At 50.3% G+C, this 12,273-nt stretch carries 10 protein-coding genes and 1 pseudogene; 5 read left to right on the forward strand and 6 right to left on the reverse strand.

The genetic code is table 11. From position 1 onward, the window contains the following. Nucleotides 1-112 precede the first annotated feature (112 nt). From HMPREF3090_RS06660 to HMPREF3090_RS06670, 3 genes are read left to right on the forward strand one after another with little or no spacing between them, the layout of a single operon-like run. Nucleotides 113-1,099 (forward strand): ABC transporter permease, encoded by a 987-nt coding sequence (locus HMPREF3090_RS06660; RefSeq protein ID WP_070486205.1) that lies wholly within the window; start codon nt 113-115, stop codon nt 1,097-1,099. Next, a complete protein-coding gene (locus HMPREF3090_RS06665; RefSeq protein WP_101603914.1) occupies nt 1,096-2,118 on the forward strand; it encodes an iron chelate uptake ABC transporter family permease subunit in 1,023 nt (340 codons plus the stop codon). The genes HMPREF3090_RS06660 and HMPREF3090_RS06665 overlap by 4 nt, the downstream gene beginning before the upstream one ends. Continuing rightward, nucleotides 2,115-2,867, forward strand: a complete 753-nt coding sequence (locus HMPREF3090_RS06670; RefSeq protein ID WP_067974965.1) for an iron ABC transporter ATP-binding protein — start codon at nt 2,115-2,117, stop codon at nt 2,865-2,867. The genes HMPREF3090_RS06665 and HMPREF3090_RS06670 overlap by 4 nt, the downstream gene beginning before the upstream one ends. Nucleotides 2,868-3,027: 160 nt before the next feature. On the opposite strand, the gene HMPREF3090_RS06675 is transcribed toward HMPREF3090_RS06670, so the two are convergent. From HMPREF3090_RS06675 to HMPREF3090_RS06705, 6 genes and pseudogenes are all read right to left on the reverse strand, one after another. Next, on the reverse strand, nt 3,028-3,906 hold the full coding sequence (locus HMPREF3090_RS06675; RefSeq protein ID WP_067974962.1) for a glycine betaine ABC transporter substrate-binding protein: 879 nt from the start codon (nt 3,904-3,906) through the stop codon (nt 3,028-3,030). 93 nt (nt 3,907-3,999) lie between these two features. Continuing rightward, a pseudogene (locus HMPREF3090_RS09665) lies at nt 4,000-5,754 on the reverse strand (ABC transporter permease/substrate binding protein). Further along, nucleotides 5,747-6,976 (reverse strand): quaternary amine ABC transporter ATP-binding protein, encoded by a 1,230-nt coding sequence (locus HMPREF3090_RS06690; RefSeq protein WP_067974949.1) that lies wholly within the window; start codon nt 6,974-6,976, stop codon nt 5,747-5,749. Before HMPREF3090_RS06690 ends, HMPREF3090_RS09665 begins: the two are co-directional and overlap by 8 nt. Before the next feature lie 227 nt (nt 6,977-7,203). Continuing rightward, nucleotides 7,204-8,070 carry a PPK2 family polyphosphate kinase gene (locus HMPREF3090_RS06695; protein ID WP_067974947.1) on the reverse strand — a complete coding sequence of 289 codons (867 nt, stop codon included), beginning with the start codon at nt 8,068-8,070 and terminating at the stop codon, nt 7,204-7,206. A gap of 38 nt (nt 8,071-8,108) precedes the next feature. Next, nucleotides 8,109-9,536, reverse strand: coding sequence for a DASS family sodium-coupled anion symporter (locus tag HMPREF3090_RS06700; RefSeq protein ID WP_067974945.1), 1,428 nt, complete (start codon nt 9,534-9,536; stop codon nt 8,109-8,111). A gap of 12 nt (nt 9,537-9,548) precedes the next feature. Continuing rightward, nucleotides 9,549-9,998, reverse strand: a complete 450-nt coding sequence (locus tag HMPREF3090_RS06705) for a pyridoxamine 5'-phosphate oxidase family protein (protein WP_067974942.1) — start codon at nt 9,996-9,998, stop codon at nt 9,549-9,551. Between the two features lie 143 nt (nt 9,999-10,141). On the opposite strand from HMPREF3090_RS06705, the gene HMPREF3090_RS06710 reads away from it, so the two are divergent. Continuing rightward, nucleotides 10,142-11,191, forward strand: a complete 1,050-nt coding sequence (locus tag HMPREF3090_RS06710) for an LLM class flavin-dependent oxidoreductase (RefSeq protein WP_067974940.1) — start codon at nt 10,142-10,144, stop codon at nt 11,189-11,191. Between the two features lie 2 nt (nt 11,192-11,193). After that, nucleotides 11,194-12,270 carry an LLM class flavin-dependent oxidoreductase gene (locus HMPREF3090_RS06715; RefSeq protein WP_067974938.1) on the forward strand — a complete coding sequence of 359 codons (1,077 nt, stop codon included), beginning with the start codon at nt 11,194-11,196 and terminating at the stop codon, nt 12,268-12,270. The last annotated feature ends 3 nt before the right edge of the window (nt 12,271-12,273 follow it).

Here is a 12,273-nt window from a genome sequence, read left to right on the forward strand (position 1 = left end):
TGACAAACCGACGATCATTCCGTTGAATTGGTCGCCGGTTTCTTTCGTTATTTAAGTTTTTATTGCCTAAGCAGCAAATTTTAGTATTTCCCCGCCTAAAGGAGACAAGCCCATGCCAAAAACATCCTATAAAATGAAATTACAGCAAGCCTTAAGGGGGCGCTGGGGCTTATTGGGCCTCGGCCTTCTAGTCGTCTTTCTCGCCTATCTCTCCCTTAGGACTGGCGCTTATGATATCCAGGCCCATGAAGAGGGCTGGCAGATGCTCTGGATCACGCGCTTTCCGAGAACATTGGCCTTAATGCTTTCAGGAACGGCCATGTCCATGTCCGGTTTGGTCATGCAGCTCTTGAGCCAAAACCGCTTTGTTGAACCCACGACGACTGGAACCATTGAATGGGCGGGGCTTGGCCTGATCCTTTGTTATTTGCTCTTTCCCTCACCGAGCCTCTTCTTGCGGATGGGCTTTGCCATTATGGCAGCCTTTGTAGGAACTCTTGTCTTTTTCTATTTTATGCGCAACATCCGCTTGAAGTCAGGTCTTTTGGTCCCCCTCATTGGGATCATGCTGGGAGCAGTTGTTTCCGCTATTTCAACCTTTATTGGTCTAGCCTTCAATATGACCCAGTCCCTAGAAATTTGGTTTACAGGGTCTTTTGCCTCGATCCAGCAAGGACGCTATGAGTATCTCTGGTTGATTATCCTGGTTACCCTAGCTATCTACTTCCTTGCTGACCGTTTGACCATTGCCGGCCTCGGTCGCGACGTAGCAACCAATCTCGGCGTCGACTACCAAAAGGTGAGCCTGCTAGGAACTGCCCTCGTCGCCCTAGCTGTCGGCATTGTCGCTAGCGTCGTCGGCTACCTTCCCTTTCTTGGGCTCATCGTTCCCAATACCATTTCCCTATTTCGCGGTGATGATGTCCGGTCCAACCTAATCTGGGTCAGCCTCTTGGGCATGGCCCTGATCATGGCCTGTGACATCCTCTCCCGTTGGCTGATCGCTCCCTTCGAGCTGCCCGTCTCTGTGATCTTGGGGACCCTGGGTTCTTTCGTCTTCATTAGCCTATTACTCTACCAAAGGAGGCATCAAGCATGAAATTAAAGCCTCTCTATTTTCCAGCCTTTACCAAGGAAGCTGACCGCCGCCGCTATTGGATCCTCTTTGGGGTCATCTTCTGCCTGGGCCTCGCTTTCAGCGGGGGGCTCATCTTCTACAATAACCCTGTTCCTATCGATTCCCCCTCTTTCTTCCCAGTCATCCAAAGGCGGCTGACCGCTCTCATCGCCATGATCATCGTGGCCCTCTGCCAGGGCACAGCGACTGTCGCCTTCCAGTCTTTGACCCAAAACCGGATCATTACCCCTTCCCTGCTTGGTTTTGAAGCCCTTTATGTAGCTCTTCAAACCGCGATTGTCTTCTTCCTCGGGGTCCAATCCCTAGTCCAATTCTCAGGTCTAACGGCCTTCTGCATCCAATTAGTCCTCATGGTGTCAGCTAGCCTGCTCCTCTACCGCTGGTTGCTGACAGGTAAGTACGCGGATATGCAGATTATGCTCTTAGTGGGGATGATGCTGGGCACAGGGCTCAACTCCCTGGCAACTTTCATGCGCCGGATGCTAGCACCCTCAGAGTTCGATATCCTCCAGGCTCGGCTCTTCGCTTCCGTTAACCATGCGGAAGCCGAGCAATTCATCCTGGCCGTTCCACTCTGCCTCTTAGCTATCGCCGGTCTTTTGGCTCTCAGCTCCAAGCTCGATATCATGTCCCTAGGAACGGATGTTGCCAAGAACCTCGGCCTCAATCCCAAGCAGATTGCTATCATTGTTTTAAGCCTTGTCGCTATCCTGATGGCCATTTCTACTGCCTTGATTGGTCCCCTGTCCTTCTTTGGCTTCCTGGTAGCCAATATCTGCTATCAGCTGGTTCCGACCTACGACCACCGCTATCTCTTCCTGATGGCTATCGTTGTCGCCTTTGCTGTCTTAACAGGTGCCTATTTCTTCATGTACCATGTCTTCAATGCCCAGGGCGTGGTGGGTGTGATCATTGAGGTCTTCGGTGGTCTCAGCTTCCTCACCGTCCTCCTCAGAAATAAGAAAGGAGAATCCCTATGATCCGACTCGAAGGGCTCTCTAAAGCCTATAACGATGAAGTCAAAATCGGCCCCCTCGATCTCGAAATTCCTAAAGGTAGTTTTACTGCCCTCGTTGGTCCCAATGGTGCAGGCAAATCGACCTGCCTGATGATGATTGGCCGCTTACTCCAAGCGGATAGCGGCCGGGTCTACCTGGAAGGCCAAGCCATGGATGAAAGCAAAAGCCAGGACTTGGCCAAAAAGATTGCCGTCCTCCGCCAGGAAAACCACTTCATGACTCGGTTAACAGTCAAGCAATTGGTGGCTTTTGGCCGCTTCCCCTACAGCAAGGGACGGCTCACTGAGAAAGACTTAGAAATTGTGGATAACTATATCCACTTTCTCAGCCTAGAAAAGCTAGCCGACCGCTATCTCGACCAACTGTCTGGTGGCCAACGCCAGCGGGCCTATGTAGCTATGGTTCTAGCCCAAGAGACCCCCTATGTCCTCCTCGACGAACCCCTGAATAACCTGGATATTGCGAGCTCTATCCAGATGATGATGCACCTCCGCCAGGTGGTTAACCAGCTGGACCGGACCATCATCACTGTCCTCCATGACATCAATATCGCCGCTCGCTACGCTGATTTCATCTGCGCTATGAAGAAGGGGCAGATCGCAAGCTTCGGCTCCCCCCGCGATGTCATGCAGACCCAGAAGCTCCAAGATATATTTGACGCCAACATCCGCGTCATTGAAAGCGAAGCAGGACCGATTGCAGTTTATTAGTATCAAATTAAAAATGCCTCAAGCCGAAGGACTCCCTTCGCTTGAGGCATTTTTTTAGTAGCTGCATTAATCTATTTATTTTTTTAGATTGCTGACACCATAAGACTGGTCAAGCAATTTAGCTGAGCAGGAGCATAAGCTATACTCAACAATCCCATCTTTATTCAGCTAACCAAGCATCCACCTTGTCGCGGTTAGCGTCAACCCACTTCTTAGCTGCTTGCTTAGGGTCTGTCCCATCTGCAATATCCAGCATCACGGTCTCCATATCTTCCAGATCCCATTCGAAACGATCCAGAATCTGATAGGCACGCGGGTGGTCTTCTTCCAAGCCAAAGCGGACCATAGTATTGATGGTCTCTTCACCACCGAAGACCCCTTCTGGATCTTCCAAGTATTTTAGGTCATAGCTTTGGAACTTCCAGTGGGGCGACCAACCGGTAACGACAATTTCCTCTTCCCGGTCAATAGCCTGGCCAAGAGCTGTCGTCATCGCCCCTGTTGAGGCCGTTTCCATCTGCCACTGGCTGAGATTAGGATAGGTCTCCAAGGCTCGCTCTGCGGCCATTACGGCTCCTGTCCCTGGTTCAATCCCGGTAATGGTTGAACCAGCTTCAGAACTTAAGTCAGCAATGCTAGAGACTGGCATATAAGCAGGAACGACTAAGCCAATCTTGGCTCCTCTGAGATTGGGGCCCAAATCTTCCATCTGGTCGCCAAACTCCTCAAAGTAAGAGCCATGGGTTTGCGGCAGCCAGGCAGCTACCATGCCGTCTACATCACCCGAAGCTAGAGAGGCCCACATCACAGGCACATCAGCTGAGGTCATCTTGACTTGGTAGCCTGCTTCTTCTAAGACATTGGCGATGACATGGGTCGAAGCAATCTCCGTATCCCATTGGACATAGACCAATTCTAATTCTTCTTTGTCGGAAAAGAAATTACCATTAAGTAGCGAGGACTCATAGGCCCCCTCACTCCCCAAAGTGAAGACTAAGCCGACCAAGGCGGTTAAAGCTAATAGTATTTTTTTCATCATGACTTGTTTTTTAACTCCTTCTTAAAGGCTAAGAGGTCTTGAGACAGTTAGTCTTAAGCGGTAAAAAACAATTAATAGAATAGCTAAAGCTTTCTATTCTGCTAACCATTCTTCCACTTTATCTGGATTGGCGTCGATCCACTCAATCGCTGCTTGTTGTGGGTCTTTTCCGTTAGAGATTTCTAACATGACGCTTTCCATATCATCCAAGCTCCAATTGAATTGGTCGAGAATTTGATAGGCCCGTGGGTGGTCTCCCTTGAAACCTTGGCGAACCATGGTATTGATCGTTTCTTCGCCCCCATAGACGCCCTTAGGATCTTCAAGATATTTCAAGTCATAGGCTTGGAATTTCCAGTGAGGGGACCAACCCGTTACGACAATTTCTTCTTCGTTCGAAATAGCTTGACCTAAAGCAGTGGTCATGGCACCGGAAGAAGAGGTCTCAACAGTCCAATCGGATAGGTTAGGGTATTGGGCCACAGCATCTTCTGTCGCCGCAACCACCCCAGCACCAGGCTCGATCCCGGTAATGACAGAATCAGCTTCGCTTGAAAGGTCTTCAATGCTATTAACATCCATATATTCAGGAACAACCATCCCGATCTTAGCCCCTTCAAGGTTAGGACCGAGGTCTTCCATTTGGTCGCCATACTGGTCGAACTGTGGGCCGTGGGTTTGTGGGAGCCATGCCCCAACCATCCCATCAGCTTCACCAGTTGCCACAGCACTCCACATAATGGCATTGTCTAGGGGGGTAATGGTCACATCATAACCTTCCCGGCGGAGGACTTCAGCAATCACATTAGTTGAAGCCACTTCTGTATCCCACTCGACATAGGAGAGGGTAATGGATTCGCCATTGGAAGAGCCGCCCCCAGAGAAGAGTGAGGAACGGAAGGCGCCTGGACTGCCCAAGCTAAGTACAAGACCTAGGACAGCCACGATGCCAAGTATAATTTTCTTCATAATCGTATCTGCCTCCTATTCTTATTTACGCTTGTCTTCAGTTGCAAAGAGGGTCAAGCGGTCGATAATGATCGCCAGGATAACAATCCCGAGACCGGCCACGAAGCCTGTCCCCACTTGGGCTCTCTGTAAGGAAGATAGGACGATCCGGCCGAGACCAGGTGCCCCGATCATGGAACCCGTTACCACCATGGAGAGGGCTAGCATTACAGTTTGGTTAACCCCTGCCATAATGGTTGATTTAGCAATCGGTAATTCCACTTGGAAAAGCTTTTGTGATGGGGTCGAACCGAAAGCTTCAGCTGCTTCATCCAGGTCTTCAGGGACTTGACGGATCCCTAAATTAGTCATCCGCACGGTTGGTGGGAGGGCGAAGATTACTGAGGCGAAGACGCCTGGCACAGTCCCAATCCCGAAGAAGGCAACAGCTGGGATGAGGTAAACGAAGGCCGGCATGGTCTGCATGAAGTCAAGGATAGGTTTGAGAACCTTTTGTACAGGATCATACTTGGACGCAAGGATCCCCAGAGGTACCCCAATCACCACTGAAACCAGACTGGATACAAGGACCAGGGTAACTGTATTCATTAAGTCAGACCAGAGTCCTTGGTTGAGGATGTAACCTAAGCCAATCAGGACAAAGCTTGGCAGTGACCAGCTCTTATGGGAAATAAAGTAAGCTAGAACAGCTAGGGCAATGATGAAGATAGCTGGTGGAATCATCATCAAAAGGCCGGTTAAGCCGTCCATCACAGTAGAACCGAGGGATTGGAGGACATCGAAGAGACCACTAAAGGTATTCGTAATCCATTCAGTCGCTCCTTCCACCCAATCGGCCACTGGGAGTTGGTCTAAGGGAAATAAGGCAAGTTTATTCATCTACTGGACCTCCTTCATAGTCACTTGATGAGAGAATATCGATAATCATCCGGCGGTTAATAATCCCTAACCAACGGCCATTCTCATCGACAACCGATACCGGTAGCGACGCCCCTTGTAAGGCATCGAAGGTTTCATTGATGGTGGCATCCGGCGCAATGACAGGCACGTCGGTATGCAGGATGTCTTCTAGGTTCAGGTCTTTGCCTGCTTGGTTTTGCTTGCGGATATAAGCTAAGGCTTCCCCATCGTGGATGTAACCGCGTAAGCGTTGGGAATCGTCCCGAACCATAATTTGTGAGATATCTTCCTCTTGCATCCGTCTGAGGGCCACACGCAAGCCTTCGCGGTCCATATTAATCACGAACTCAGGGCGTTTCATGGCATTCTCAGCAGTAATAACCTTGGAACGATCCACACTCTCAACGAAGCGTTCCACATAGTCGTTGGCTGGATTCGTTAAGATTTCTTCACCGGTTCCGACTTGAACGACTTCACCATTCCGCATTAAGGCGATCCGGTCACCGATACGGAGGGCTTCATCCAAGTCGTGGGTGATGAAGATAATGGTCTTATTCACCCGTTCTTGGAGATCAACGAGTTCATCTTGCATATCGCGACGAATGAGCGGGTCCAAGGCTGAGAAGGCCTCATCCATCAAGAGAATTTCAGGGTCATTGGCCAAGGCCCGAGCTAAACCAACCCGCTGCTGCATCCCACCAGATAATTGGTCAGGATACTGGTCCTTGTATTCCGCTAAGCCCGCATTGGCAAGGGCTTTTTCAGCAACCTTACGACGTTCTTCCTTGTCGACACCTTGGACGGCCAAGCCGTATTCAGTATTTTCTTGGAGGGTCATATGAGGGAAGAGGGCGAAGTTTTGGAAGACCATGCTGACCTTCTTACGACGCACTTCGCGCAATTCTTCTGCTGAAATTTTTGTCAAATCGTCCCCATCGATTTCAACGGAACCTGAAGTTGGTTCGATCAAACGGTTGATCATCCGTAAGAGAGTGGACTTCCCTGAACCAGAAAGCCCCATGATAACGAAGGTTTCCCCCTCATGGATATCCATGGAAGCATTGTCGACCCCAACCGTTGCACCGGTTGCTTTAACAATTTCTTCCTTAGTTTTTCCTTCATTAAGCATCTTTTTCGCCCGGTCGATTTGGCCGCGCGTTCCATATATTTTTGTGAGATTGCGAATTTTTACTGAACTCATTCGTTCTCCTCCCTGTTTTTGGTTTTTCTAGTAACAGTCATAATTCCACCCTAACAAAATAAGACCCCCATTTCAAAGATGAGGGCCTTATTATTGGCTTTTCATAGATTTTAAAAATCAATTACGTTTAAATTTTCTTAACTTTTACCAGGCCTTATGCCTAAGTAAAAGTAAATGTAACAGTTTCCATAATTTTCTTCCTGAAAAATACAATGATTGTACTTATATTAGATTTCGCCTCGGCGGAGTTGGTCCGCCACTTTCTTGATTTCTGCTCGCTCCTCCTCCGAAAATTCTGGATATTGAGGATCCAATTGGGCTAAGATCTCGATCAGGGCCTGGGTGGCTATCTGGCGCGAGAGCCAGGGGTTGTCAGCCGGCAGCACATACCAAGGGGCCGTTGCCGTTGCTGTATGGTTGAGCATGCCTTCAAAGACTTCCTGGTAGTGGTCCCACTGCTTACGGTCTTCAATATCGGAGAGCGAAAATTCATAATTCTTCTTAGGATTCTCAATTCGCTCCAATAAGCGGTCGCGTTGGGTATCCTTGGACATATTGAAGAAGAGTTTTAGAACAGGAAAGCCATTAGCTGTCAGATAGTCCTCAAAGCCCTTGATTTGTTCATAGCGCTTCTCGATCAGTTCAGGGTCAGCCTTAATTTCTTCCGGTTGCTCCTCGGAATCTAAGGACTGGTGGATCTGAGGGGCAATAATATCTTCGTAATAGGACCGGTTGAGAATGGCAATCTCTCCCCGCGCAGGCAAGCCCTCATGCATCCGCCAGAGATAGTCATGGGCTTTCTCGTTATCAGATGGCTTCTGAAAGGAAGTCACCTTAAGGGCCTGGGGCTGTAAAGTGGAGAAGATATAACGGATTATCTCATCCTTGCCTGCTGCATCCAGGGCTTGGAGGACGATCAAAACGCCGCGCGTCCCTTCTGCCGTCAGCCGGTTGTGCCAGTCCACAAGATCAGGCACCAGGTCCTCATAAAGACTGTCCTTAAGCTTCTCATCATCTTCTTTTGATAAAACATGGCAAGGATAATCGGCCAAATGAATCTCTTGCCCCGTTAATTTATAGTCGTCAAGTGTCATCAGTATCCTCCTTATTAAATCATTCAAGCTTCAACTTACTAAAGCCACCCCATCAGGCTAAAGCATAGGCTCCCAATACCAAGCCAAATGAGGAGGTAAATAACCCCCATCACGGCTCCGTTGCGCCACCACTCGCCCTGGGTCACATAACCGGTAGCAAAGATGATCGAAGCCGGCCCACTGGCATAGTGGGTGGTCGAGGCACAAATATTCGTGACATAGGCTAGCATCAAGGCAGCATAGAGGGGAGGGGCTCCGGCAGCCAAGGCCACGGCTAAGAAAGCCGGATACATGGCGGTCACATGGGCAATCAGACTGGCAAAGAAGTAGTGGCTGTAGAAGTACAAGAGACAGAGGGCCACAAAGACCCACTGCCAGGAATAGCCAGCAAGAGCTCCTGCCACACGCTCACTAAACCAAGGAATAAAGCCTTGACTGTTCAACTGCTCAGCCATCATCATCAGAACCGCAAACCAGGACAAGGTATTCCAAGCTCCCGTCTCCCCTAAGATGTCCTGCCAGGATAGGACCCCTGTAAGGAGTAAGAAGGCCACAGCTAATACAGCCGTTGAAGTCGCATCCAGGAAGTGCCAGGATCCCGTTATCCAAAGCACTAAAGCCAGGACAAAAATCGCTCCTGTCCACTTCTCATCCCTGGATAAGGGCCCCTGGGCTTCCAATTCCTCCTGGGCCATCTGTGCAGCCTGGGGAGTGGCCCGGAGCTCCGGTGGCGATAGGAGCAAAAAAGCTAAGGGAACTATTAGAAGCGAGATAGCGCCGGGGACCAGAGCCCCCAAGAACCAGTTCATCCAAGTAATTTCAATCCCAAAATCAGCCGCAATGGCCTGGGCCAGTGGTTTGGTCGCGCCTGCCGTCAGAAAGAAGATGGCTACAATCGAATCACCGTGGTAGAGGCAATTCATTAGATAGGCCCCAATTCGCTTGCGGGAAGCCTCATGGGGATAAGAGTCATAAGACCGGGCCAATGCTTGGGCAATCGGTGCCATGACACCTCCTGCTCGCGCCGTAGAGGACGGTGTGGCTGAACCGAGCACTAAGTCTACGCCTAAGAGAGCATAGGTCAAGCCCAGGGTTGTTTTCCCAAAAACTTGAATAAAGCGGTAAGCCATCCGCTGGCCCAGCCCTGACTTAATGATGGCCTTAGAGATAAAGAAGGCCATCACCACCAACCAGACACTCTTAGATGAAAAACCGGAAAAAGCCTCTGAACTCGGCACCGTGTCTGTCACAAGACTTGCTGCCAAGCCAATCATAGCTACTGCCCCCATGGGTAGGGGCTTGAGGATGATCCCCAAGATAGTCCCTACAAAGATAGCCAGCATATGCAGGGCTTCCGGCCTTAAATCACCAGGTCGCCAGGGAAAGAAGTAAATCCCTGCGCTGACTGCCAAGATGATGGCCCAGCTCTGCCAGGCCTGCAAGCCCTTTTTGTTGGAAGAGGTCATCGTCCCCACCTCCTAGAGGTCTCTGGCAGGTCCATCGCCAGGAAGTTCAAAGACATACTTGTGTCCTTGGCTCAGGCTATGATAGAAGCCTTGGCCTTCGTAGACCTGGAAGACCTGGATATCGTCGCGGTCGGTTTGATCAGGATAAACCTGGTCAACGAAAGGGTTATTAGATAAGATCTCTGCCAATTTATCGCGACCAATTTCTCGGGCCTTGCCTTCAATGCGGATACTTTGAACTAAGTAATCATCGGTCTGGAAGGCCGCGATGGCTAGGTTGGGATTAGCCGATAACTGCTCGTAAAACTTCGTCTTGGGACTAGTCATGAAGAAGATCCCCTTGTCATTAGCTAAGCCAATATGGATGGGACGTGCATGCGGTTTCCCCTCAGCATCGACGGTGGCGAAGATCCCAACGCCCATATCCTCCTCGAGTATTCTTAGAATTTCTGTTGCATCCATTATTTACCACTCCTTTAAGCGTTTTCTTTATTATAGCAAAAGCTTTGCCAATTCCCTAATCATTCCGGCCAAAACTATTCGTTTCACTTTCGAAATAAATTCCCCTATAATGGGAGTGAACATTTAGCGAAAGGAGCATACAGATGACCAAACAAGCTGGCCTCGAATTGGGCCTCTATAGTCTGGGCGACCACCTGCCTCATCCAAATAGTGGAAAGAAGCTAAGCGCAGCTGAACGGCTTGAAGAAATCATTCAACTCGCCAAATTAGCCGAAGATGCAGGCTTCGATGCCTTCCAGGTCGGAGAATCCCACCAAGATTATTTCGTCTCCCAATCCAATCTCATTATCTTATCAGCCATTGCTAGGGAAACAAAGTCCATCAAGATTGGCTCAGCCGTCACTACCCTCTCGGTCCTCGATCCCGTCCGGGTCTACGAAGATGCGGCGACTATTGACCTAATCTCTAAGGGACGGATGGAAATTGTCGCTGGCCGCGCCTCTCGCGTGGGGTCATTCGACCTTTTTGGCTATGACTACAAGGACTACGACGCCCTCTTCGAAGAGAAGATCCGCCTGCTCTGGGAATTGAGGCATAAGGATCGGATCACTTGGTCTGGCGACTTCCGACCTGAGCTTAAGGACCAAGCCATCCTGCCGGAAACTTTCGCAGCGGACAGCCTACCCATCTACCGGGGCATCGGCAATTCGGATGCCTCGGCCTATGAAGCTGGCAAGCTGGGCATGCCCATCTACCAAGCCCATCTAGCTGGGGCAGCCCAGACCTATGCGCGGCGGATTCAGGTCTTCCGTGATGCCGCCGAAGAATACGGCCATGACCTGAGCACACTCCCCGTGCAAACGGGCGGCTTTCTCTTCCTGCGCGAAAGCACAGACCAGGCCTACCGCGACTTCTGGCCCCACCTGAAAGCAGGCTTCAAGAAAACCAACGGCCAGCCCTTCTCCAAGCGGGCCTTTGCTCAGGGCCAGTCGGTTAAGAGCATCACGACGGTCGGTGAGCCCCAGCTCATTATCGATAAATTACTCATGCAATACGAGCTCTTTGGCCAGCAACGTTTCAATGGTGAAATTGACTTTGGCGGCCAAAGTATGGACAGTATCAAACAAACCCTGGACCTCTTCGCTGAGCAGGTCCTACCCGTTGTGAAGAAATACACACAAAAAGGAGCATAAAAATGACAAACAATCCTCATATCATCCCACAAATTGACCGCAGCCAGGGCCTTGAATTCGGCCTCTACAGCCTAGGTGACTATATGCCCAATCCCCATACAGGAGACTGGGTCAGTCCCGAAGACCGGCTCCAACAATTCATCGAGATGGCCCAGTTAGCTGAAGATGCTGGGGTGGATATCTTCCACTTAGGAGAATCCCACCAAGAATACTTCATCTCCCAAGCTCATATGATCATCCTCTCTGCCATCGCCCAAGCAACGAATACGATTGGCATTGCCTCCGCGGCGACCATTATTTCCACCTCAGACCCCGTCCGCGTCTACGAGAATGCGGCGACCATTGATTTACTGTCCGGTGGGCGGATGGAAATTGTTGCGGGCCGGGCCTCACGCATCGGGCTGTTTGAACTTTTGGGCTATGACTTCAAAGATTATGAAGCCCTCTACGAAGAGAAATTAGACCTCCTTCTCCAGATTAACGAAGAAGAAGAGGTCACCTGGTCAGGACAATTCCGCCCTAGCCTGGATAAAGCCCGGGCCCTCCCCCGGTCTAAAGAAGGCCTCCCCATCTGGCGGGCAGTTGGTGGCCCCGCAGATTCTGCTATCAAAGCCGGCCTTAAAGGCGTCCCTATGTATATTACGACCCTAGGCGGATCCTCCGAATACTTCAAACATTCCATTGATATTTACCGGTCCGTCCTCCATGAGAAAGGCTTTGACGAAGCAACCATACCCGTGACCACTTCTGGCCTCATGTACATCCACGAAGACCAGGACACTGCCTTCAAGAACTACTACAAACACTTGGACGAAGGCATGCGCAAGGCTAATGGCACTGGCTTTGACAAGCGGCTCTTTGCCCAGGGTAAGGACTACCGGGATTCCCTCAATGTGGGCGACCCCCAGCTTATCATCGATAAAATCCTCTACCAGCATGAGCTCTTCAACAACCAACGCTATACCGCTCAAATCGACTTTGGCGGCATTCCCATGGACGACATCCGCCGCATGATCGACCTCCTAGGTGAGAAAGTCATCCCTACCGTCAAGAAATATACCCGTGAAAAGGAAGGATAAAGC

The organism is Aerococcus sp. HMSC23C02 (assembly GCF_001806805.1).
Lineage (GTDB): Bacteria > Bacillota > Bacilli > Lactobacillales > Aerococcaceae > Aerococcus > Aerococcus sanguinicola.